The organism is Pseudomonas sp. CC120222-01a, from assembly GCF_003097235.1.
GTDB lineage: Bacteria > Pseudomonadota > Gammaproteobacteria > Pseudomonadales > Pseudomonadaceae > Aquipseudomonas.
This window is the reverse complement of the sequence record NZ_QEQQ01000008.1, coordinates 1-23,936: the sequence shown is the minus strand read 5'-3', so window position 1 is coordinate 23,936 and position 23,936 is coordinate 1. Positions and strand designations below refer to the sequence as shown.

Sequence of the window (23,936 nt, the reverse complement as noted above, 5' to 3'; positions counted from 1 at the left end):
GCGCGCCTTACAGTCACCTGCCGCCGAAATCCGGCGCGGTGGTTCTCCATCCGGACTACTCACCACTACAAGAACAAAAGGTGATCCCCCATGCTCAAGCCCTCTGTCGACGCCAGCGTCGACGTCAAAGACTGGATCGACAGCCGCCCTGTCTCGTCCTATCAGTGGCTGATCCTGTCGCTGTGCTTTCTGATCGTGCTGTTCGATGGCTTCGACGTGGCCGTCATGGGCTTCATCGCCCCTTCGCTGATGCAGGACTGGGGGCTGTCGCGTGCAGCGTTCGGCCCGGTGATGAGCGCCGGCATGGTCGGCCTGGCCCTCGGCGCCCTCACGGCCGGCCCGTACGCCGACCGCCTGGGGCGCAAGAAGGTGCTGCTGATTGCCGTCACCGGCTTCAGCCTGCTCAGCCTGGCCTGCGCCTTCGCCCGCAACCCTTATGAGCTGGCGGTGCTGCGCCTGCTGACCGGCATCGCGCTGGGCGCGGCCATGCCCAACAGCACCACCCTGCTGGCCGAATACCTGCCTGAACGCAGCCGCTCGCTGCTGATCACCTTCATGTTCACCGGCTTCAACATGGGCTCGGGTTTGGGCGGGTTCCTGGCGGCCTGGCTGATTCCCCAGCACGGTTGGCAGTCGGTGCTGCTGGCCGGCGGTGTGCTGCCGCTTGCGCTGCTGCCCCTGTTGCTGTGGCTGCTGCCGGAGTCCGCCCGCTTCCTGGCGGCCCGCCAGGCGCCGGCACAACAGATTGCCGCTGCCTTGGCCAAACTCGGCGGGCGCTTCGCCGAGGGTACCCGCTTTACCGTCAGCGAACCGGCCGTGCAGCACAAGGCCCCGGCTCGCCAGCTGTTCAGCGAGCGCTACCGCTTCGGCACCCTGGCCTTGTGGGCGACTTATTTCATGGGCCTGCTGGTGATCTACCTGACCATGGGCTGGTTACCGACGCTGCTGCGTGATGGCGGCCTGTCGATCGAGCGCGCCGCGACCATCACCGGCCTGTTCCAGATCGGCGGCACCGTGGGCGCGATCGTGGTCGGCTGGATCATGGACCGGCGCAACCCCAACCGGGTCATCGCCGTCGCCTACGCCCTGGGCGGGCTGTGCATCGTCAGCCTGGGCGCCTTGAGCCTGGAGTCGAGCCTGCTGGTGGTTGGCGTGGCTGCGGCCGGCTTCTGCATGAGCGGCGCGCAGACCGGCCTGAACGCCTTCGCCCCGGGCTACTACCCCACGGAGTTCCGCGCCACAGGTGTAAGCTGGATGCTCGGCATCGGCCGCTTCGGCGCCATCTTCGGCTCGCTGATCGGTGGCGCCGTGCTCAGCCTGGGCTTGGGCTTGCCACTGTTGTTCACCTTCCTTGGCCTGCCGGCGTTCGTCGCTGCCGTGGCGATCCTGGCCAACGGCCACGCCCGGCGCCGCGCCAACTCGGCCGTTACCGCGCAATAACCTGAAACAGAGGACCTTTACATGGCTCGCATCATTGGTGGCCTGGCCGTCTCCCACACCCCGACCATCGGCTTTGCCGTTGATCACGACAAACAGCAGGAAGCCGCCTGGGCGCCGATCTTCCAGAGCTTCGAACCGATCCGCACGTGGTTGCAGGCCAACCAGCCGGACGTGTTGTTCTACATCTTCAACGACCACGTCACCTCGTTCTTCTTCGACCACTACAGCGCCTTCACCCTGGGGGTCGACGACCAGTACGGCGTGGCGGATGAAGGTGGCAACCCACGCGACCTGCCTGCCGTCGGCGGGCATGCGGCGCTGTCGCGGCACATCGGCCAGAGCCTGATGGCCGACGAGTTCGACATGAGCTTCTTCCGCGACAAGCCGCTGGACCATGGCTTCTTCTCGCCAATGTCGGCACTGCTGCCGTGCGACGAGGGCTGGCCGGTGCAGATCGTGCCCTTGCAGGTGGGCGTGCTGCAGCTGCCGATCCCCACGGCGCGGCGCTGCTACAAGCTGGGCCAGGCCCTGCGCCGGGCCATCGAGAGCTACCCGGAAGACCTCAAGGTGGCGATCGTCGCCACTGGCGGGGTCTCGCACCAGGTGCACGGCGAGCGCTGCGGCTTCAATAACCCGGAATGGGATGCCCAGTTCATCGAGTTGCTGGTCAACGACCCGCAGCAGCTCACCGAGATGACCCTGGCCGAATACGCCACCCTCGGCGGCATGGAAGGCGCGGAGGTGATCACCTGGCTGATCATGCGCGGCGCGCTGTCGGCCAAGGTCGAGCGCAAGCACCAGAGCTATTACCTGCCCTCGATGACCGGTATTGCCACCCTGCTGCTGGAAAACCTCGACCAGGGCCTGCCGGCACCGGTCAACGAGCGCCACCGCCAGCACATGCAGCATCAGTTGGCAGGCGTCGAGCAACTGACAGGCACCTACCCCTACACCCTCGAACGCAGTGCCCGCGGCTACCGCCTGAACAAGTGCCTGCACCGTTTGATCGAGCCGCAGTGGCGTGAGCGCTTTCTGGCCGAGCCCGAGGCGCTGTTTGGCGAGGCCGGGCTCAGCGAGGAGGAGCGTGACCTGCTGCGACGCCGCGACTGGCGCGGGCTGATCCACTACGGCGTGATCTTCTTCGTGCTGGAAAAGCTCGGCGCGGTTGTGGGCGTCTCCAATCTGGACATCTACGCCGCCATGCGCGGGCAGAACATTGAGGAATTCATGAAGACGCGTAATCAGCAGGTGCGGTATTCGGTGGTGGGGAAGCGGTGAAGAGGCCTTAGGGACCGACGAGGGTCTTTCAGCGCCTGTGAGACCGAGCGCCGCCCGCGCGGCGCATCGCGGGCAAGCCCGCTCCCACATTTGTTTCGGGCCAGTCACTCCTGTCAGGCCAACAGGAACCGCCTTGGTGCATGACTGGAGATTGATGGAAAGCAACTGTGCCCACCTCGATATCGAAGGGAACAAACAAGGCGGTCCCTGTTGACTTCACAGGAAAGACTGGCCCGAAACAAATGTGGGAGCGGGCTTGCCCGCGATGCGCCGCGCGGGCGGCGCTCGATTTACGCACCACTACACACCCCAAGCCAGGCACTTCTCAGCCTCTACTCCACCCCACCCACCACCTCACGAATACAGCTCATCAATGCAGCCGCCGCCGGTGAATGCAGGCAGCCATTGCGGCAGGTCAGGCCGATGGCCCGCTCGGTATCGGCCAACGCCAGCGGCAAACGTTGCAGCTCGCCACTGGCGATCTCGTGGGCCAGTTGATGCTCGGACACCGCTGCCAGCATGTCCGAATGCAGCAACAGGCCACGAATGATCGCCAGGTCCGCGCTCTCCACCACCGGCCGTGGGCCAGCCAGGCCAGCGGCGGCGAAACAGGCATCAAGCTGGTAACGGGCCGGCGAGCCCGAGCGCGGCAGCACCCAACGCGCCTCGCGCACGGCGGCCAGGCTCAGCTGCCGCTGCAACATCGGGTGGCCACGCCGGGCCAGCAGCACGATCTGTTCGGTGATCAGCGGCTCCCCCGTCAGGTCGCTGGCATAGTCACCAGGGCGCAACGCACCCAGCACGAAGTCCACATCGCCCACACGCAGCTCGGTCGCCAGCAGGTCGAACGGGCTTTCATTGGTGATCACCTGTACCTGCGGGTGCGCTGCGGTCAAGCGCAGGATGGCCGCCGGCAGGATGCTCGAGCGCCCGAGCGGCAACGCCCCCACGTGCACCACACCTTGCAGGCTGCCCTGCATCGCACTGAGGTCGCTGTCGATATGGCGCAGCTCGTTCAGTGCGCGGCGGATCGGGAACAGGATGTCCTGGCTGGCAGACGTGGGTTGCAGGCCGCGCGGGGTCCGTTCGAACAACGCCTGGCCACAGCCCCCTTCAAGCACCTTGAGCGCCGAACTCACCGCCGGCTGGCTGAGCCCGAAATGGCTGGCGACGGTCTGCATGTGGCGGGTTTCACAGAGCTTGACGAACACTTCCAGCCGCCGCGCCTGGAATAGATACAGCGGCTCCACCGCCGCGGCACCCAGCACCTGCGGCACACTGCCCAGCTCCGCGAGCACGCGCTGCGCCCGGGGCAACACGCAGTGGCCGTAATCAGTCAGGCGCATACCGTTGGCATGGCGCTCGAACAGCGGCGCGGCCAGGCGCGATTCCAGCTCGGCGATCGCCCGGGTAACCACCGATTGCGCCCTGAACAACAGCTCTGCTGCACGCGACACGCTGCCTGCCTCGGCGACGCGGACAAAGGCACGCACCTGCATCAGGTTGGGCAATTCCTGCTCGTTCATGGGCACTCCCGCTAGTCGGCGCGCTATTGTGGCGACTATGCCCAGCCACCCGGCAATAAGTAAAACGTATACCTGAAGCAGTTGAACGCATTAGTCCGCCGTACCCGCCAGTGACATCCTGCCGTTCACCCCTCGCAGGAGCCAAACCCCATGAACGCAGCACAAAAAACCGCCCTGGTGGTCAGCGCCCACTCTGCCGATTTCGTCTGGCGCGCCGGCGGCGCCATCGCCCTCCACGCCGCACAAGGCTACGCCGTGCACGTGGTCTGCCTGTCCTTCGGCGAGCGTGGCGAGTCCGCCAAGTTGTGGCGCAAGGGCCAGATGACCGAAGCCAAGGTCAAGGCCGCGCGCCGCGATGAAGCCCTGGCCGCCGCCGAGATTCTCGGTGCCAGCGTCGAGTTCTTCGACATCGGCGACTACCCGATGCGCGCCGACCGCGACACCTTGCTGCGCCTGGCAGATGTCTATCGCCGGGTGCAGCCTGAATTCGTCCTCAGCCACTCGCTCAAGGACCCGTACAACTACGACCACCCGCTGGCCATGAACCTGGCCCAGGAAGCGCGCATCATCGCCCAGGCCGAAGGCTACAGACCGGGTGAGCAGATCGTCTGCGCACCGCCGGTGTATGCCTTCGAGCCGCACCAGCCGGAGCAGTGCGAATGGCGCCCGGACACCTTCCTCGACATTACCCCGGTGTGGGACAAGAAATATGCGGCCATCCAGTGCATGGCCGGCCAGGAACACCTGTGGGAGTACTACACCCGCGTCGCCCTGCAGCGTGGTGTGCAGGCCAAGCGCAATGTCGGCATCACCAGCGCCCGCAACATCGTCTATGCCGAAGGCCTGCAAAGTGTCTTCCCGCGGGTGACGGAGAACCTGGCATGAGCGCGCTGATCGGCAAGACCGGCGTGGTCGTGCGCAACATTCCCCGGGCACCGGCCGAGGTGGTCGAAGCCCTGGGCCGCCTGGGCGTGGCAACGGTGCACGAGGCCCAAGGCCGCAAAGGCCTGCTCGACTGTGGCCTGCGCCCGATCCAGCAAGGCGTGGCCGTGGCCGGCACAGCCGTGACGGTGCTGGTGGCGCCGGGCGACAACTGGATGTTCCATGTCGCCGTCGAACAGTGTCGCCCGGGCGACCTGCTGGTGGTTGCGCCCAGCTCGCCATGTTGTGACGGCTACTTCGGCGACCTGCTGGCAACCTCGCTCAAGGCCCGCGGTGTGCGCGCCCTGGTAATCGACGCCGGTGTGCGCGACAGCCAGACCCTGCGCGACATGGGCTTTGCCGTGTGGTCGCGGGCCATCAATGCCCAGGGCACGGTCAAGGAAGTGCTGGGTTCAGTGAACCTGCCGCTGCTGTGCGCCGGGCAACTGGTCAATGCCGGTGACATCATCGTTGCCGACGATGACGGCGTGGTCGTGGTGCGCCATGGCGAAGCGGCAGGCGTGCTGCGCGCAGCGACCGAGCGCGCCGAACTGGAAGAGCGCAAACGCCTGCGCCTGGCGGCCGGTGAATTGGGCCTGGACATCTACCAGATGCGCCCTCGCCTGGCCGCCAAAGGCCTGCGCTACGTCGACCAGCTTGCCGACCTGGAGCAGTGAACATGAGCCAGACCCGCATCCCCTGCCTGCTCATGCGCGGTGGCACCTCGAAAGGCGCGTACTTCCTGCAGGACGACCTGCCCAGCGATGGCGGCCTGCGCGATCGCGTGCTGCTGGCGGTCATGGGCTCGCCCGACAGTCGCCAGATCGACGGCATCGGCGGTGCGGACTCACTGACCAGCAAGGTGGCGATCATCCGCCCCTCGCAGCGCGCAGAGGCCGATGTCGACTACCTGTTCGCCCAGGTGCTGGTGGATGAGGCACGGGTCGACTACGGCCAGAACTGCGGCAACATCCTGGCCGGGGTCGGGCCGTTCGCCATCGAACGTGGCCTGGTCAAGGTCGATGGCCCGGTCACCGCCGTGCGCATCTTCATGGAAAACACCGGCCAGTTGGCGATCGCCCAGGTACCCACGCCCCACGGGCAAGTGGAGTACGCCGGCGATACGCGCATCGACGGGGTGCCCGGGTACGGCGCCCCTCTGGTCATCAGCTTTACCGACATCGCCGGCTCCAGTTGCGGAGCGCTGCTGCCAACCGGCAACAGCCGTGACCAGGTCAATGGCATCGAGGTGACCTGTATCGACAATGGCATGCCGGTCATCCTGCTGCGCGCCGAAGACCTGGGCCTGAGCGGCCAGGAAAGCCGTGAAGCGCTGGACGCCGATGATGCGCTGAAGGCGCGCCTGGAGTCGATCCGCCTGCAGATGGGGCCGCGCATGAACCTGGGTGACGTCAGCCAGCGCAACGTGCCGAAGATGTGCCTGGTCTCCCCGCCTCGCCAGGGCGGCACGATCAGTACCCGCTCGTTCATTCCGCACCGCTGCCATGCCTCGATCGGCGTGTTCGGCGCGGTCAGTGCCGCGACTGCCTGCCTGATCGAAGGTACGGTGACCCAGGGCATTGCCGTCACTGGCACGGGCGACCACCAGCGCCTGTCGGTGGAGCACCCCAGTGGCGAGTTCAGTATCGAAGTTACGCTGTTGCAGGGAGCGCTGAGCGGATGCGGGCTGGTACGCACCGCCCGCCTGTTGTTCGACGGGCAGGTGTGCGTACCTCGGGGGCTATGGTCGGGTGCTTAGAAGACGATAGGCACCGAATCAGTTGACCTGCTGCGCCACCTGCAACAACCCGCGCGGCAGCTTGAACCCCTTGAACGGTTGCTGGGTAATGGGGTTGAACGCTTTTTCGGCATTCAACCGGTAGCGCATCACCCCATCGCCGGCACGGAAGCTAAGGTCCACGCTGCTCTCGGTGCGCCCATTGAGCGCTCCGCGGCTGAGCAGACGGAACATCGACCAAGGGCCGCGATAATCGAGGCTGCTGCTGTTGCCACCTTGGCTGAGCAGGGTGAGGTTGCTGCGCACCTGCTGCCCCAGCGTATTGGGCCAGATCACCCCGACGATCTGGCGCGGCCCGTGGGTGTAGGAAATCAATTGGCCATCGAGGTCGAGCAGGCTGGTGCGCTGGTTGGCACTGAGGCCCAAGGGCTCGATGCTGAACTGCACGCTGAGGTTGCCACGCGGGTCGAAGAACGTCTCGCGGATGCGGTCGGCGGCTTCCAGTTGCCCGATGACATCCTCGCGAATCAGCGAAGTGCCCAGCCCGTCCGAGCGCAACGCCTCGAGATTGTCTTTCAGGAAGACCTTGAGGTACTGATCCTGAAACTGCTGCAATCGGCCCTTCGGCCCAAAGAAGGCCTCGAAGTCGTCCAGCGAGGCATCGGGCGCTTTCACCACGAAGGGGTAGCGGCCAGCCAGGCGTTGCTGGAAGAAGCTGTACACCTCACTGTCCCAGCGGCGCTCCAGTTCTCGCAGGGCCTCGATATTCAACACGCGAGCGGTCTGCTCGGCGACCGCCCTGACCTGCTGCCTGACTGGCTCAGGCAGGCCGGTCGCGACTCGCTGCAACGTACCGATGGGGTCGGCGCCCTGCATCGAGAAGCGCTGCAGCACCGCCTGCAACGCTGCATTGCCTCGTTCCGGACTGACCTGCACTGTCCTCGCATATTCATGGACGGCAATAATCGCACCGAGTGTTTCGTCGTAGTAGCTGGGCTTCTCACCTTTCGCGTCGAGCATGGCGTTCAGCCCGGAAAATGCCCGGCTGATCCCGGTAATCTGCAGTGGCAGCGGGCTGCCCGTTACGGCATCGGGCATGCTGGATAATTCCGGCAAAGGTTGGATGACAGTGTTGTCACGCACGGTCTCCAGCAACCGTCGCAATGGCGCCGCCGGCCCGGTCAGTTGCTCAAGGACCTTCACCGCATGGTCGAGGTCACGGAAATCTGCGATGGCCAATGCCTGAAGCGCGCGCTGCCAGCTGGCGATGTAGTCCGCGCTGTAAAGGGCGCGTACTCGCTCGGTCAGGGCTTCGCGGTCGGCATCGGAGTAATCGAGGGCTTTGCGTTCGCCCAGCGCCCACTGGTCGATCAAGGCCATGTCGGTGATGTGCCGACTCTGCGGCTCGAAGTACTCGCCAAGCCCTTTCGCCGTGAGCAGGCGCGCCAGGTAGATGTCCTCTGTGGCGCGGTCGGCTGGCTGATAGACGATGTCGAAGACCGGGCCCACCTGGTGACGCAGATCCAGCCCGTAAGGCAGCCGCTCCAGGGCCTGCTGCTTGAGCGTGGCATACACCCGTTGTGGCAACGGGACCTTGCGCAAAGCCTGCTGAACGCTCGCGACGCGCGCCTGGTATTGCGGAAGGTCGGCATCGGCATAAGCCAGGGCATACTGCAAATGTCGCATGAGTTCCCGTTGTACCTGCCCTTGGCCGGGAAACGCCTGTTGCCACTGGCTCGCCATCCACTCCTCGACCCATTCCGGACGACGGTTTTGGCGGTCTTCGAGCATGCGGTAGACCCTGAGCGCAGCCATCTGTTGCTCGCTGCCAGCCGGCGCTGCATCCATTGCATCAACCACGCCGCTGGCCAAGGCTGGCAGGAAGCGCCGCGAAAGCAGGCTCAGGTAGGCTTCGTCGACCCGGGGTCCGATGACCCGCCCCTGATACAGGCCAACATCCGCCACCAGCGGCCATGCGGCGCGATAATCACCAAACACCGCAACAGCGTCGCGGATCTGGTCGAGCGGTTCCAGCAGGTTGCGGCCGGTGGGGTCCAGGCGTGGGTCCACGGCCTGTTGGCTGAACGACCGGCTCTTGTCCAGCACCCCAGCCGCCTTGGCGCCGTTGAGGTCGAAGTAGCGATGCCAGGTGGCGGTTGCCACAGCCAATGCCAGCACGCCCACGGCGGAGCCGACCCACAGCAACTGGCGTTTGCCTCGCGAAACCCGTACGTTGTCGCCGGCCAGGCCCGCTTCCTTGTAGACGACCTGCTGGAAGACCTGCTGGGCGAAAAAGCGCTGCGCCTTGGGCTGTCGCGTGCTCTCGCGCGGTGGCAATGGTGTGTTGTAGGGCTGCGCCGCCTCGCGTACGAACGCGTTGCTGACCTCTCCCTGCTGCTGCACCGAGGACCAGAACACGCCGCGCACCAGTGGCGGCGTGGTGAAGCGATCACTGGCCAGCACTTCGCGCAGGAAGCCAGTCAGGATCGGCCGCAGCCCGCCCAGCTGTGCAAGCAGTGATACGAGGGATGTGCGCTGGGGCAGGCCGTCCGCAAGCAGCAATTGCTGCAGGGTTTGTGCCTGCAGCTGGAGGATCAGGCGATCATATTGCTCGACCAACTCGTCCTGCCAGGCATCAAAACGGCTGAGCGCATCGAGCCTGAATGTGAAGCCCAGCAACTGTTCGCGCTGGGCCGGTGAAAGACGGTTGTAAAACGGACCGAAGCCGTCCAGCAAGTCGAATTTGCTCAGTACCACGTACAGCGGCAGCCGGGCGCCCAGCTGGCTGCTCACCTCATGCAGACGGGTGCGCAATACATAGGCCAGCGCGGTACGTTGCTGCGGTGTCCCATGCAGCAACGCGGGCAGGTCCACGACCAGCAACAGGCCATTGAGCGCCCGGCGGCTGCGATTGCGCAACAACCAGGCCAGCAAGTCGCTCCAGAGCCTGGCCTGGATACCCGCAGGTAGCCCCGCCGACGGTCCCTGCTCGGCATCCTGCTGCTGTGCGTCTATGGCGTCGTGGATGATGAGATCGCCTGGCGGATCGAGGATCACCGCCTCATTGCTGACCCACCAGCCCACCGGAAAAGCAGTCTGCTCAAGTTGCTGCCCACGCGCCTGGACATTGCCGATACGCGTCAAGGAAAACCTCTGGTTCGTACCCTCAATAAAACCACTCTTGCCTGCGCACTTGTCGCCCAGCATCAGGTACCAGGGCAAACGGTACAGTGCCCGTCGTCCTCCCGCATTGCTCAGGTAGTTCGCCAGCTGGCGATCCAGCGCCTGTTGCTGGGCGTGAACAAACGGCAAGCACGGATCGGCCTGGGCCGCTGCGTCCTGGCGGCGTTCCGCCTGCAGGCTACGAAAGCGCTTGCGCAGTACAGCGATCCAGCACAACAGCGGCACCAGGACCAGCAGCAGGCTGGCCACACTGCGTTGCGCAACACTGGCCAAGGGCTGTTGCTCACGCCAGCTCCACTGCGGACCCAGCCACCAGATGGCGACCAACATCAACAATGCGCCCAACCCAAGCAGCAGCGGCATGGCAAGGCCGATTCGCATGGCCAGCGGCAAGCCCCAACGTTTGAATAGCTTCCAGAATTGACTCATGAAGGTTTCCAGTCCTTGTTCTGATCGGTCAGCTCGGCATGAGCGCCGTACTGCTGAAGCCTCTGGAACACATCAGGTTCCCAGGCATCCGCCGTGGTTTGCTGCATCGTCAGGGCGACACTGCTGCACAGGTCCTGGGCCAGCCAGGAAACCCCGCGCGCCGCCAGCAGATCAGCGGCAATCAGCGTGCTGTGGCAACGCTCGCGCGGTGCGCCAAAGTCCGCTTGCAGTGCCTGCAGGCGCAGCAGCACCGGCTCGATTCCACTCGCTTCCAACTGGTTGGCCAGCTCTTCACGAAGCGCCCCGAACTCATGGGCAGGCGCGCCCCGATCGACCTGCCTTTGCGCACCTTTGAGCCATGCCAGGCATGGCTCGTCGACGAACGCCGTGCCGTCGCTGAAACACAAACGCTGCAGGGCCGGAAGGCGCTGGACAAATCGGACGGAGGCGGCGCGAATGGCTTCGGCCACCTCGCCCATCGCCAAGCGATTTGCCACCGTCGCGGCCAGGAAACTGCCGCGGATCCAGTACGGCGAGGCCGCCACGCTCTTTTCAATGCGCAATAGCAGCGTCAGGTCCGTCGCGTGGCTGGCGATGGCGTCTTCGTAGCTACCGACGATATCGGTCGGCACTGCCATCAGCTCGGTGCGATGGTCCTGCCTGGACATCGGTGCCGCCTTGATTGGCGCCCACAGACCAAAGCGGCGCAGCTGGTAACCCGTTGGGTCGTAATGGTCCTGCTGGTTGATGTATTCGGCCATGTTCAACAATGCCCGCCGGGTCTCGCGCTCGTTGCCCAGAGACAAGCTGGCCTTGGGCATCGCGAAAGCGTCGCCCAGCGGTGCGGGCGTTGGCCGAGGCGCGGCGACCGTGGCAGGTACGCTTTCGACGTTGCCGACGGCACATTCCAGCTGCTTGAACAACTGCCGTTGCAACGTGTCGAGCAGGCTCGGTTCAAGTTGCGCCTTGTGCGTCTGCCGTTGCAGGCATTCCATTGCCTGGCGCGCCGCCGCTGCCTGAGTGGGGCCGAAGGTGAACCGGTCCAGGCGCGGCAGCGCCTCTAGCAAGCGGTTGAGCACCAGCACCACCAGTTTGCGCTTGACGAGCAAGCCCTTGGGCCCGGGCTTGGGGTGTGCGGACTCCCAGTAGCGGTCGAGCACCCCGGCCAGCAGCCCGGCGGTGAAGCCCCAGCGCGCCCAACAACCGCTGCGCAGCCAAGCGGCGCTCAGGTGCGCGACGATGCGCAAGTGCTTGCAGCGTTGGCTCAAGTACTCGCGGGATGCCTCTTCGATGTACGGCCAATCGATGGTCGCTTCGTGCAGGCCGCCAAGCTTGACCATTTCCTGGTCGACCGCCTGATAGCTATCGTCCTCGATGTCGAACAGGCCTGCCGGTGTTTCGGGGTCGATGGGCGCAAGCAACCGCTCGATGTCCTGCGCCGACACCTCCGCTACCAGCGACATGTTTTTCGCGCCTGGTCGATCAGTGGGTCCAGCCCCTGAGCATCGAACGTCAGCCCATCGACGGCCGGGTCATCGCTGACTACCTGAACCCTATGGGCACCTATCAAGCGCTTGATCTGTTCGATGGCCGGTAGTCCGCGGCCCGCATCGAGTACCTGGCCATTTTCCATCACCTGCCAAGCCGTTGCCGTGCTGACTCCACGCGTTCCCTGCAGTTGCACCTTGACCCGATTGACATTGAGCGGCTGCCCAGTGATCAGCTGCAGCCTGGAAATGTTCTGGATACAGCTGATCACCAGATAGCTGCGTGGCTCGGCTGAAGCTATCGCCGGTGCTGATATCACCAGCCACGGCTGCGCTGCTCCAGCCTCCTCGTGGGCATTACCGAGGCGGAAGGTCAGGTCCTCGATGGGGCGGCCGGCCTCGTTGGCCATCACGCGTGACACGCTTGGAGCCTGCTGCTCCGGTGCCGACCATGCCTGACTGGGCGCCCGGGCAGGCGTGCCGGCGGCCTCGTCGAAGCAGGCCAGGCGCTCCAGGTTGGATACCACGCTTGGGCAGTCCCGTACGGCACCAGCAAACGCCGGTTGCAAAACGAACAGCAACGAAAGACCAGCGGCAAATGCACTGCGGGCAATCATCGTAAGTTAGCTCTCCCTCTAAAAATCCATGCTCGACCCCGCACTTGCAACCAAGTTAACAGCACCAGGCACAGCCAAACTTCAGAAAGACTATTCATGACCAACGAGATATTCAAATAAATATTTACTTACACTAAAAGCCTCGACCAACAACAAGCTTCCTGCGCATGTTTTTAAAGAAGGAAAACTTGCCGACCAGCATTCCCGTCAACAAATCATCCCCATGTAGGACGACTCCTACACAAAACGGACAGTCACGAGAAACATCCTACAAATATAAAGCCTCCACACTAGGCACTTGTACGAAACGCCCTACAAATACAGCAGGAAGTTTGAATAAATATGTCAAAGAATACGAACTCCGTGGCGCCAAAAGAGCGCATCAACATCCGTTACGTACCCGCTACAGGCGGCGAGCAGGCTGAAATCGAATTGCCCCACAAGATGCTGGTTATCGGTGATTTCGGACTGAACGACAGCCGTGCGCTCGAAGACCGACCCGTCCTGCGGATCGACAAGCATTCGTTCGACAGTGTGCTGGAAGACGCTCAGGTGAGCCTGAACCTGTCGGTCCCCTCCCTGCTCGGCCAGGACTCGGACACCGATCTGGCCGTCAACCTGCAGTTCGCCTCGATCAAGGACTTCGGGCCAGACCGAATCGCGCGCCAGGTACCAGAGCTGAACCGGCTGATCGAGCTGCGCGAGGCGCTGGTGGCCCTGAAAGGCCCGCTGGGCAACGTCCCGGCGTTCCGCAAGCAGCTCCAGCAGTTGCTGGGTGACGGTCAGGCTCGCCAGCGACTGGCACAAGAACTGAACCTGGTGCTCGACGCACCACGAAAAGACTGAAGACAACGGAGCGTCAGCATGCCGACCCAGCACAACACGACCACCACGGCCGAAGTTCCATCCGAAGTATTGGGCGAGGCTACCTTGCTCGACCAGATCATGGCGCAAACCCTGCTGGTCCCGACCCAGGAAGGCTATCAGGTTGCCCGGCAAGGCGTAGCCGCATTCATTACGCAGATTCTGCGAAGTGATGAGCTGGAGCAATCGATCAACAAGCATCGCGTCGACCAGATGATTGCCGAGGTCGACCGTGTACTTGGCAAACAGATGGATGCCATCCTCCATCAACCGGAGTTCCAGCAACTGGAGTCTGCCTGGCGCAGCCTGAAACTGCTGGTAGACCGCACGGACTTTCGTGAGAACATAAAGCTTGAGTTCCTGCATACCAGCAAGGAGGAGTTGCTCGACGATTTCGAAAACGCAGCCGATATCACCTGCAGCGGTATCTACAAACATGTTTACACCGCCGGTTATGGCCAGTTCGGTGGCGAGCCGATTGCCGCCATGCTGGGCAATTACCATTTCGGTCCGTCATCACCTGATATCAAACTGCTTAGTTACATGGCATCAGTGGGTGCCATGGCCCACGCACCGTTTCTCGCAGCGCCAGCACCGGAATTCTTCAATCTCAGCAGTTTCGAAGACCTGCCTGACCTGAAAGAAATCAAGGACATCTTTGCCGGCCCCCGCCATGCCAAGTGGCGAGCGTTCCGCGACAGCGAAGATGCTCGCCACACCGCGCTGGTCGCACCGCGCTTCATGCTGCGTGCGCCGTACCACCCTGAAGAGCTGCCGACTGAAAGCTTCAGTTACCACGAGAACATGGACGCTCGCCACGGCAACTACCTGTGGGGCAACGCCGCGTTCCTCCTGGCCAGCTGCATCAACGACAGCTTTGCCCGCTACCGCTGGTGCCCGAACATCATAGGTCCGCAGTCGGGTGGCGCTGTGGATGACCTCCCGGTGCACCTCTACGAATCACTGGGCCAGTTGCAGGCAAAGATCCCCACCGAGGTGCTGATCTCAGACCGTAAGGAGTTCGAACTGGCCGAGGAAGGCTTCATCGCCCTGACCATGCGCAAGGACAGCGACAACGCGGCGTTCTTTTCGGCCAACTCGGTGCAGAAGCCCAAAAGCTTCCCCAAGACCCCAGAAGGCCTGCAGGCCCAGACCAACTACAAGCTCGGCACCCAACTGCCGTACCTGTTCATCGTCAACCGCCTGGCGCACTACATCAAGGTCATGCAACGCGAACAGATCGGCAGTTGGAAGGAGCGTCGCGACCTGGAGTCGGAGCTCAACAAGTGGATCAAGCAATACGTCGCCGACCAGGAAAACCCTTCGGCCGATGTACGCAGTCGTCGCCCGTTGCGCGCCGCCGCAATCACCGTCACGGATGTCGCCGGAGATCCGGGCTGGTATCAGGTCTCCATCGCCGTGCGCCCGCATTTCAAATACATGGGCGCCAACTTCGAGATTTCGCTGGTTGGGCGGCTCGATACGCAATGAGCGGCCTGTTCGAACGCTTGATCGCCGAGTGCCAGACCCGTCGCACGCCTTCCCGGCGAGAACAGGCTGGGCAAAAGTTCGAGGTGATCAGGCGGCACCTCGAAACGTTGCTCAACGCCCGCCAGGGTTGCTCCCGAAGTAGCCCTGAGCTGGGCCTGCGCGACTTCAACGGATACGACCTGAGCATCGGTGATCGCGTGCGGCAAGTCAGTGAAGACATCCGTCAGACCCTTCAGCGCTTCGAACCACGTATCCAGATCCGTGGAATGAAAGCCGTGCCCGATGCCTACGCACCGCTTGAACTGCATTTGCGGCTCGACTGCGTGGTGCAGGTAAACGATCACCCCGAGCTGTTGCAGGTCGAGTTGCTGGTCAACGGCCTTAGCCGATACACCCGAGTAAGGTAGCCATGTCATTAAAGGATCGATTCAGCGAAGAACTTCGCTACCTGCGCGAGTTAGGGGCGGATTTCGCCAAGGACAACCCTCAGCTGGCGCGATTTCTCGGCAAAGACAGTGGCGACCCTGACGTGGAACGTCTGCTTGAGGGCTTCGCGTTCCTGACTGCCAAGCTGCGCTTGAAGCTCGAGGACGACCTGCCGGAGCTGACACACCCCATGCTGCAACTGCTCTGGCCCAATTACCTGCGCCCCCTGCCGAGCGCGACGATCATCCAGTTCTCACCGGAAAAACAAGCGCTCAGCCAGTCCCGCAGCATTCCCAAGGGGACACGGTTGTTCTCCGTGCCCGTGGATGGCATCGCTTGCGAGTACCGGACCTGCACCGAAGTAGCGCTGCATCCTTTTGCCATCAGCGACGTCCAGGCGACCCACACGCCGGAGCATTCCGTGGTGCGCATCGAACTCGAAACACTGGTCGAACGCCCGCTGAACAGCTTGGGCTGCGACAGCCTGGACGTTCATCTCAGTGGCGATGACGGTTGCGCGCAGACCCTGTACCTGTGGTTGTCGCAGTATCTGAAGCACATCAGCGTGACGATCAACGGGGAGGTCCGCCGGCTACCGGCCAGCAGCCTGGCTTTTCCCGGTTTCCGCCGCGAAGAAGCCCTGCTGCCCTACCCGCAGAATGTCTTCGACGGCTACCGGATCCTGCAGGAGTATTTCGTTTTCCCTCAGCGCTTCCACTTCTTTACCCTCACCCGCCTGGGCGAGCGCTGGCCGGCCCAGAGCAGCGGGCAGGTAAGCATCGACTTCCATTTCAGCCGCCCACTGCCTGGCGCAATGCCTGTTGGCGTCGACGACTTCTGCCTGTTCTGTACGCCAGCGGTGAACCTGTTGCACTGTGGTGCCGACCCGATCGACTTGTCTGGCGAGCACGCCCACGCATTGCTGAAACCAAGCTGCAGCGCAGCGCACGGCTACGAAATATTCAGCGTCGACCGAGTGATCAGCACGCGTACCATGGCCGATGGCGAGGCGGGCGAGCCGCTGCGGGTATTCCTGCCCTTCGAGTCGTTCGCCCATGAAATCGAGCATGTCCAAGGCCGGGCCACGCTGTACTACCGTTGCCAACTCGAAGAATCTTTGCTCGGAGATGGCGTGATCCACCGCATCGCTTTCGTACGCGCTGACACCAGCGTATACCGCGGTGCGCTGGAAACGGCTTCCATCGACCTGACATGCACCAACCGCGACCTGCCTTTGGCGCTGCATGCCGGCGACATCTGCACCATCAACGAATTCACGCCACCGCTGACCACCTACCGCAACCTCCGGCGCCCGACCCGTCCGTACCGCCCTGTGCTCGACGGCCAGTTGCAATGGGCGCTGATTTCCAACCTGTCGCTCAATTATCTGTCGCTGCTGTCGGCTGACCCGCTGAAGGCGGTCATCCGCGCCTATGACTTCACGGCCCTGCATGACATTCAGCAGGCGCGCACCACGCGCAAGCGCCTGGACGCTATCTGTGACGTGCAGACCGAGCCCCTGGACTGGCTGATCAACGGGCAACCCGTGCGTGGCCTGCACACCCGATTGCAACTCGACCAGCAGGGCTTCCTCTGCGAGGGCGACCTGTACCTGTTCAGTTGTGTGCTCGCGCACTTCTTTGCCCTCTACGCCAGCATCAATTCCTTCCATCAACTGGAAGTGACCAACACCACCAACAACGAGCACTACACATGGCCTCCGCTGATTGGCAAACAGCCCCTGATCTAGCCGATTCGCTGCTCGCACAGGCGCATCGGTTCGATTTCTTCCAGTTGCTAGAGCATCTGCACGGCTTGCATGGTGACAATCTGGAAGCGCGTTGGCCCGATGCTGCCACGCGCTTGCGGGTACGCCTGGGCTGCGATCCACGACTGCGCTTTCCTGCCAGCGATGTGCTGAGTGCCAAGCGAATGCCTGGCCGTGATGCCCGCTACCGAATCTGCACCACCTTCATGGGCCTGCACGGCAGCGACTCGCCGCTGCCAACCTACTACCTGGAGCAGATCGCCCATGAACATGTCCAGGGCATTGGTGTGCGTCCGGCGTTCCTCGATTTCTTCAACCACTACCTGCTCAGCCTGCTGCACCGTGCCTGGCGCAAGTATCGTTACTACATTCGCTTTCAACCTGGCGCCAACGACCAGTTTTCCCAATACGTCTTCGCGCTGATCGGCCTCAATGATCGGCAATTGCGCGGTGACACCGCACTGCCCTGGAGCCGCCTGCTCAGTTTCGCCGGTGTGATCGCCAGCCGCAGCCGTTCACCGGGTACCGTGGCCGGCATCATTGGCCACTGCTTCGACCTTTCGCAGGTACACATCCGCGAGTTCGAAACGCGCTCGGTGACCACTGCCACCCGCCAACGGGTGCGACTTGGCCGGGCCAACGGCGAACTGGGCAGCAGCTTCATGGTTGGCAGCCGAACACGAACCCGCAGCAGCAAGTTCACGATCGTGATCAGCGAGCTTGACCAGGCGCAGTTTCGCGACCTGCTGCCCAGTGGCATCAACTTCGGCCGTTTGCGTGCACTGATCGACGTGCTGCTGCGGGATGGGCTGGCATATGACCTCGAACTGCGCCTCAAGCTTAACGCGCTGACGCCGTTCAGCCTGCACCGGAGCCAGGGCGCCTACCTGGGCTGGACCAGCTTCATCGATGACCGTCACGGAGTGATCAGCCCGGTAGTCCGGTTCAGGGGGCGGGCATGAGCACGTTGACCCTGCACGTCAGCAACCTCGAACAGCTACCGCACGGCGTGAGTCGCCAGCACCGGTTCGGCCGCAGTGGCGGCACCCTCGGCAGCCAGGGTGCGGACTGGCTGTTGGTCGACAGGAGCCTGAAGGTGCAGCCCATCCACTGCGAGATCCGCTGGACGGAAGGCGGCTACTGCGCCATCGACCGCAGCGGCCAGACGTACCTGAATGACAGCACGCGCTGCCTCGGAAAACACCCACCCATGCGCCTCAGGGATGGCGACATCCTGCGGGTCGGTGCCTATCGGTTAAGGGTCGATCTGCAGCCGGAACAGGCAATCAGACGCTCTCTGGAGAAAGTCTTCGTGCCAAGTCAGGACGTGCACGAGGCCCTGGAGGCGAGCGCTTCGACCCGCCCGCGAGACAGCGCCATCGATGCCTTGCCACTCCTTGCCGCTACGGATGTGTGCTCGGCATTCGACCCGCTCCCCGGGCACGACCCTTTGGCTGCCCTCGATGCGAGGTTACAGGCTTGCCCTGCAGACCAGCATCCTCTGCAAGATCTGATTACAGGACCGTGATCATGCTTCCACGCCTGATGCTTTGCGCTTCACTGTCGCTTGGGCTCACCACCACCGCTGGCTGCACTGCCCTGGGCAAAATGTTCCAGGTGCTGAAAGACCCGTCTATCCCTGTGGGCGCACCGGAAGATGTGCCGACCGAACTTGCCATCAGCATCCATGTCAGCCCTACGCTCAATGGTGTTGCCGACAACGGCGAATCCGCTGAAGCAGCACCAGGCGAACTCGAGCCTGGCCCTTACACGGTCAGCCTGAGCGCAGACGACCCACATGCGCTCACCGAGAAAGTCGCCAGCCTGTTCAGCTACCTGCAGTCGCAGTATCCCGAATCAGCACCTGCCGATGAGACTGCGCTCGGGGCCTACGAGGTAGCCACAACAGCGCTTGAGCGGCCCGATGCAACGCCCAGCCAAGGTCACCAGCTCGCCAGCCCCATCGCCGTCAAGGTCCTGCAACTGCGGGACGACTCACTGCTGCTCAACAGCGTTTACCAGCAACTGGCGCCGGACCCGGCCAAAGCGCTGCGCAGCACCTACATCCGCGATGACGATTACCTGCTGTCGCCCGGCCAGTTCAAGTTCGTGCCGTTCGAACCCCTTCATGACGACACTCGCTTCATTGCAGTGATTGCCGACTACCGCAGCCTTGAGAGCGCAACCTGGCAGCAGGTACTGCGCATTGCCCCGCGAGGCCGCCGGGTGGTGCTCTCGCTGCAAGTCCATGACGCGCAAATCGAGCTCAAGGAAGAGGACCGATGATCGATCAGCCGGCCTGCCATACCCTCTTCCCTGACATGGAGTGCCCATGAGTTCACGTAACCCTGTGCTATGGCCTGAAGGCCTGTTCGTCAAACCGCAGCATTTCCAGCAAGCGGCCCGGGCCAGCGAGGCGGCGCTACATCACCGCCTCAGCAGCCTGAATGCGGCGTTCTACGGCTTCAGCGAACTGCAGTTGAACGATGAATACCTGTGCCTTGGCAAGATCGCTATCACCCGGGCCAGGGGCATCATGCCCGACGGGGCCGTCTTCGATATCCCTGGCGACCTGCCCCCGCCGCCACCGCTGGAGATCAGCGACGATGGCGCGCAGAACAGCGAGATCTACCTGTGCCTGCCGCTGCGCACCGACGGCGGCCGTGAAGTGAGCTGGCCAGACAGCGTGGCAAACCTGCGTTATGTCGCGCATGCCCGGGAAATCAAGGACACCCACACCGCCGATGGCGACATGGTGCGGGTGGACCTCGCCGTACCGAACCTGCAACTACGGCGGCAACGTGAAGACAGCAGTGCCTATACCCGCCTCGCCCTGGCAAGAATCCTCGAGCGTCGCCCCGATGGCAGCCTGCAGCTGGACGAATCGTTCTACCCCACCAGCGTGTCGGTGCGGGCAGTGCCGGCACTGCAGCGCTTCCTTGAAGAGATCAGCAATACCTTGCGCGAACGTGCGCGTAACCTGGCGGCGCGTATCGGCTCGTCAGGTCAGTCCGGCATCGCCGATATCCGTGACTTCAACCTGTTGCAGGCCCTGAATCGCTGGTGGCCCTGCTTCGCCCACCTGGCCCGGCAACCGCAGACCCACCCGGAACAACTCTATCTCTGCATGAGCCAGGCCTGTGGTGAGCTGGTGACCTTCACCGACGAGAACCGCCTGCCGCAGGAGTACCCGGCGTATTACCACAACGCCCTGCGTACTTCCTTCAAACCACTGGAAGACACGCTGCGCCGCGCCCTGAGCACGGTGCTGCAGCCGCGGGCGGTGTCGTTGCCGCTGCAGGCCCTCGATTGGGGTGTGATGACTACAACCCTGGAAGATCGCCGCCTGATCGACGAGGCCGACTTCATCCTCGCGGTGCGCGCCAACCAGCCCGTCGAATCGTTGCGTCAGACCTTCGTGCACACGGTCAAGGTCAGTGCGCTGGAAGCGATGAACGAAATGGTCCTGCATCACTTGCCAGGCATTGCGCTGGTGGCGTTGCCGGTGGCGCCACGCGACCTGCCCTTCCATGCCGGTTTCAGCTATTTCGAGCTCGACCGGCGCAGCCCGGCCTGGGCATCCATGAAGGACAGCCACGGGTTTGGCATCCACATCGCCGGGAAAATCCCGGGCCTTGAACTGCAATTCTGGGCAATCAGGAGTGAATGAAATGGATGCGTCTGGTAGCAAGGCTGTTGATACAACGCCAACGAAACGCGAACCGCTGGAGACGGCGCTTCACCCTTCAAAATACGGGGCTGAAGATGCGCATGCACCTGATGCCGAAGCCGCTTGCGCAGGCTACTTGGCGGACCCGGACTTCCAGCTGCGCGGCACCTTCCAGAACCCCATGATCGATGCGGCGATGCCGCTGTTCGGTCTGGTGATGCGCCTGCGCACGCTGGACAGCCTGCCCAACATCCAGGACGTGCACCATCAGGTGCGCACCCAGGTCGACAACATCGTCGAGGAAATGCGCCAGCGCGGCTATGAGTCCGCGCAACTGCTGGCTTACTCCTATGCCCTGTGCCTGTACCTGGACGAGGCCGTGATGAGTCGACCCTGGGGCAGAAATTCTTGCTGGAGCCAGGAGTCGCTGCTGAGCATTTTTCATCATGAGACCTGGGGCGGGGAGAAGATCTACACGGTGCTGTCGCGCCTGATGCAGGAGCCCCAGCGCTATATCGACGTGCTGGAGTTTGTGTACCTGTGTCTGTGCCTTGGCCTCAAGGGCAAATACGGCCTGGCGCCCGAGGGTGATGAGGCTGTGAACGCCCTGCTCCAGCAGATCCACACGCTAATCCGCGAAGTGCGTGGTCCGGTCCCGGAACAGGTCTGCGACCCACTGAGCAATGTCGCGCCTAGCGACTTCCGCATGCACCGGCAGTGGCCATGGTGGAGCCCGCTGCTGATCAGCGCTGCGGCTATGGCAGTGGTGTACGGGGTTTACAGCTATCGCCTGCACCTGCTCACCGCTGAAGTACTGGAGTCGCTCAACGGCATTCTGCAGCAGTGAAATTTTCCACGAACTGACGAGGTCCCGGCCTCGCTGACAAGCCCATCGATACCGATGGCCACGCCACCTGTGGTGCGCGTGTTTTATCCACTTGGATGCAGGAGAAACTGCCATGCCAACACCCGCTTACATCAAGATCGAAGGTCTGAAACAGGGGAACATTACCGCTGGCGCCTTCACCTCCGACTCGGTCGGCAATGTCTATGTCGAAGGCCACGAAGACGAGATTCTGGTACAGGAAATCAAGCACGAAGTTTCTACGCCAACGGACCCACAGAGCGGCCAACCGACCGGGCAACGGGTGCATAAACCCTTGACCTTCACCTGTGCGCTTAACAAGGCGATACCGCTCCTCTATCAAGCACTGGCAACTGGAGAAATGCTCACCAAAGTCGAAATCAATTGGTATCGAACTTCAGCGCAGGGCAAGCAAGAGCATTTTTTCACCACCAAACTCGAAGACGCCACCATCGTCAACATCCTCACAGTACTCCCCCATGCTCAAGACAAGGACAACGAAAACTACACGCAATTGATCAAGGTCTCGCTGGCCTATCGGAAGATTACCTGGGCCCACGATATTGCAAACACTGAAAGCTCAGATGACTGGCGAGCGCCGGCTTCCTGATATTCAAAAATGCACCGGGTGGTTTCTTCCGCCCGGGCATTCTGCCTTTGGAGACGGCGGATAAGGAATTCTCATGCCTAGCCAATCGGATCTGCGTTACAGCTTCCAGCCCCTGGCGGCTGATATTGAACTCGAAGTGGTGTCGTTCGAGCTCAAGGAGGCCTTGGGTACCCCTTTCCAGTTAACGCTGGAACTCATCAGTTTCTACGACGACATCGACTTCGCTCAACTGCTCGACAAGCCTGCATTGTTCACCATCTGGGACGCAGACCGCCCGGTGCGTTACGTACACGGCCTGATCAGCAGTTTCCGCCAGGGCGATAGCGGCTTCCACCGCACCCGTTATCACGCCCTGGTCGAACCACAGCTGGCCCGCGCCGGGCTGCGCTCGAACTGGCGCATCTTTCAGCAGAAGACCGTGCCGAAGATTCTCGAACTGATGCTCCAGCGCCAGGGCATCCTGCGCTTCGACCTGAGCACAGTCCGTGAGCACCAGATCCGCGAGTTCTGCGTCCAGGCTGGGGAGACCGACCTCGATTTCATTGCCCGCCTCGCTGCAGAGGAAGGTTTTGTCTACAGCTTCGAGCACAGCCCCAAGCAGCACAAGCTGATCATCACCGACTGCTTGTTATCACTGGGCCTGATCAGACAGGGTCCCATTCAGATCAAGGACAAGCACAAAGGCGCCTACGAAGCAGAGGATGCAATCCACTCGGAGCCTGTGCTTTACCACGTCAACAGCGGTGGCGACCAGGCGCAGCCCTGCCTGCGGCGCTTCTACTACAGCGAGAACGTGCGCACTGCGCGCCAGGCCCAGCGTGATTATACCTTCACCCACCCGGCCTATCGTCTGGATCAGCAAGCCAGCGCCAAGGGCGAAGTGCATCAGTCCATGGACTACGAGCGTTTCGACTACCCCGGGCGCTACAAGCGCGAAGCAGTCGGCATCTCCTTCACCCAGACCCGTCTGACCGGCTTGCGCCACGACGCCCGCATTGCCGAAGTCACAGGCGACGACGTACGCCTGCAACCAGGCCAGGCCTTCACCCTCACCGGCCACCCGCGCGAAAACCTCAATGTGCTCTGGCGGGTGATCAGCGCCCACCACGAAGGCAGCCAGTTCACCAGCCTGCAGGAAGGCGCCGCCGACGCCAAGCAAGGCACCCATTACGTGCAAAACGCGGTACTGGTCCCCGGCATGGCCGAATGGCGGCCGGCGCCCTTGCCCCGTCCGCGTGTCGACGGCCCACACATGGCCACCGTGGTCGGTCCGCCCGGCGAGGAGATCTTTTGCGACCAGTGGGGCCGGGTCAAGGTCAGCTTTCCCTGGGACCGGGAGAGCAAAAGCAACGAGTTCAGTTCCTGCTGGGTACGCGTGTCACAAGGCTGGGCTGGCGGCAGCTGGGGATCGATGGCCATCCCACGCATCGGCCAGGAGGTGATCGTCCAGTACCTCAACGGCGACCCTGATCAGCCGATCATCACCGGTCGCACCTACTGCGGTAACCAGCTGCCGCCATACGACCTGCCGGAACACAAGACCCGCATGACCATCAAGAGCCAGACCCACAAGGGTGATGGCTACAACGAGCTGCGTTTCGAGGATGAACTGGGGCGGCAGGA

General features: G+C 62.9%; 20 protein-coding genes. 16 read left to right on the top strand and 4 right to left on the bottom strand.

Annotated elements, in window-relative coordinates:
* Window positions 1–90: 90 nt before the first annotated feature.
* Window positions 91–1,440: an aromatic acid/H+ symport family MFS transporter gene (locus N430_RS12515; protein ID WP_110637668.1), complete on the top strand. Its 1,350-nt coding sequence runs from the start codon at window positions 91–93 to the stop codon at window positions 1,438–1,440.
* A gap of 21 nt (window positions 1,441–1,461) precedes the next feature.
* Window positions 1,462–2,718 (top strand): gallate dioxygenase, encoded by a 1,257-nt coding sequence (locus N430_RS12510; protein WP_110637669.1) that lies wholly within the window; start codon window positions 1,462–1,464, stop codon window positions 2,716–2,718.
* A 332-nt stretch (window positions 2,719–3,050) separates the two neighbouring features.
* Here the strand turns inward: N430_RS12510 and N430_RS12495 are convergent, their stop codons facing one another.
* A complete protein-coding gene (locus N430_RS12495) occupies window positions 3,051–4,244 on the bottom strand; it encodes a LysR family transcriptional regulator (RefSeq protein ID WP_110637670.1) in 1,194 nt (397 codons plus the stop codon).
* A gap of 150 nt (window positions 4,245–4,394) precedes the next feature.
* On the opposite strand from N430_RS12495, the gene galB reads away from it, so the two are divergent.
* Genes galB through N430_RS12480 form a run of 3 tightly spaced genes read left to right on the top strand, consistent with a single transcriptional unit; the run spans window position 4,395 to window position 6,924 of the window.
* Entirely contained in the window at window positions 4,395–5,129 is a 735-nt protein-coding gene (gene galB, locus N430_RS12490; RefSeq protein ID WP_110637671.1) for a 4-oxalmesaconate hydratase, read from the top strand.
* Window positions 5,126–5,842, top strand: coding sequence for a 4-carboxy-4-hydroxy-2-oxoadipate aldolase/oxaloacetate decarboxylase (locus tag N430_RS12485; RefSeq protein ID WP_110637672.1), 717 nt, complete (start codon window positions 5,126–5,128; stop codon window positions 5,840–5,842). The genes galB and N430_RS12485 overlap by 4 nt, the downstream gene beginning before the upstream one ends.
* Before the next feature lie 2 nt (window positions 5,843–5,844).
* Window positions 5,845–6,924, top strand: a complete 1,080-nt coding sequence (locus N430_RS12480) for a 4-oxalomesaconate tautomerase (RefSeq protein WP_110637673.1) — start codon at window positions 5,845–5,847, stop codon at window positions 6,922–6,924.
* A gap of 18 nt (window positions 6,925–6,942) precedes the next feature.
* Here N430_RS12480 and tssM read toward each other — a convergent pair whose 3' ends face one another.
* Genes tssM through vasI form a run of 3 tightly spaced genes read right to left on the bottom strand, consistent with a single transcriptional unit; the run spans window position 6,943 to window position 12,619 of the window.
* Window positions 6,943–10,515 carry a type VI secretion system membrane subunit TssM gene (gene tssM / locus N430_RS12475; protein ID WP_110637674.1) on the bottom strand — a complete coding sequence of 1,191 codons (3,573 nt, stop codon included), beginning with the start codon at window positions 10,513–10,515 and terminating at the stop codon, window positions 6,943–6,945.
* The gene (gene tssA, locus N430_RS12470) at window positions 10,512–11,978 is read right to left on the bottom strand and encodes a type VI secretion system protein TssA (RefSeq protein WP_110637675.1); all 1,467 of its coding nucleotides are present in this window, start codon (window positions 11,976–11,978) and stop codon (window positions 10,512–10,514) included. Before tssA ends, tssM begins: the two co-directional genes overlap by 4 nt.
* Complete coding sequence (vasI, locus tag N430_RS12465) at window positions 11,966–12,619, bottom strand: type VI secretion system-associated protein VasI (RefSeq protein ID WP_110637676.1); 654 nt, start codon at window positions 12,617–12,619, stop codon at window positions 11,966–11,968. Before vasI ends, tssA begins: the two co-directional genes overlap by 13 nt.
* A 342-nt stretch (window positions 12,620–12,961) precedes the next feature.
* Here vasI and tssB point away from each other — a divergent pair, with 342 nt between their 5' ends.
* The 11 genes from tssB to tssI all read left to right on the top strand — a co-directional run.
* Window positions 12,962–13,465, top strand: a complete 504-nt coding sequence (tssB, locus tag N430_RS12460; protein WP_110637677.1) for a type VI secretion system contractile sheath small subunit — start codon at window positions 12,962–12,964, stop codon at window positions 13,463–13,465.
* Between the two features lie 18 nt (window positions 13,466–13,483).
* Window positions 13,484–14,974 (top strand): type VI secretion system contractile sheath large subunit, encoded by a 1,491-nt coding sequence (gene tssC / locus N430_RS12455; protein WP_110637678.1) that lies wholly within the window; start codon window positions 13,484–13,486, stop codon window positions 14,972–14,974.
* Window positions 14,971–15,381, top strand: a complete 411-nt coding sequence (gene tssE, locus N430_RS12450) for a type VI secretion system baseplate subunit TssE (RefSeq protein WP_110637679.1) — start codon at window positions 14,971–14,973, stop codon at window positions 15,379–15,381. The genes tssC and tssE overlap by 4 nt, the downstream gene beginning before the upstream one ends.
* Before the next feature lie 2 nt (window positions 15,382–15,383).
* Entirely contained in the window at window positions 15,384–17,150 is a 1,767-nt protein-coding gene (gene tssF / locus N430_RS12445) for a type VI secretion system baseplate subunit TssF (protein WP_110637680.1), read from the top strand.
* On the top strand, window positions 17,114–18,130 hold the full coding sequence (gene tssG, locus N430_RS12440; protein WP_110637681.1) for a type VI secretion system baseplate subunit TssG: 1,017 nt from the start codon (window positions 17,114–17,116) through the stop codon (window positions 18,128–18,130). The genes tssF and tssG overlap by 37 nt, the downstream gene beginning before the upstream one ends.
* Window positions 18,127–18,696, top strand: coding sequence for an FHA domain-containing protein (locus N430_RS12435; protein WP_110637682.1), 570 nt, complete (start codon window positions 18,127–18,129; stop codon window positions 18,694–18,696). The genes tssG and N430_RS12435 overlap by 4 nt, the downstream gene beginning before the upstream one ends.
* Window positions 18,697–18,698: 2 nt before the next feature.
* Window positions 18,699–19,454: a type VI secretion system lipoprotein TssJ gene (gene tssJ / locus N430_RS12430; protein WP_110637683.1), complete on the top strand. Its 756-nt coding sequence runs from the start codon at window positions 18,699–18,701 to the stop codon at window positions 19,452–19,454.
* 46 nt (window positions 19,455–19,500) lie between these two features.
* Complete coding sequence (tssK, locus tag N430_RS12425) at window positions 19,501–20,838, top strand: type VI secretion system baseplate subunit TssK (RefSeq protein ID WP_110637684.1); 1,338 nt, start codon at window positions 19,501–19,503, stop codon at window positions 20,836–20,838.
* A 1-nt stretch (window position 20,839) separates the two neighbouring features.
* Entirely contained in the window at window positions 20,840–21,685 is an 846-nt protein-coding gene (icmH, locus tag N430_RS12420) for a type IVB secretion system protein IcmH/DotU (protein WP_110637685.1), read from the top strand.
* 112 nt (window positions 21,686–21,797) lie between these two features.
* Window positions 21,798–22,313, top strand: a complete 516-nt coding sequence (locus tag N430_RS12415; protein WP_110637686.1) for an Hcp family type VI secretion system effector — start codon at window positions 21,798–21,800, stop codon at window positions 22,311–22,313.
* A gap of 73 nt (window positions 22,314–22,386) precedes the next feature.
* Window positions 22,387–23,936: type VI secretion system tip protein TssI/VgrG (gene tssI, locus N430_RS12410; RefSeq protein WP_116583641.1), on the top strand; the 1,550-nt coding region annotated here is incomplete at its 3' end.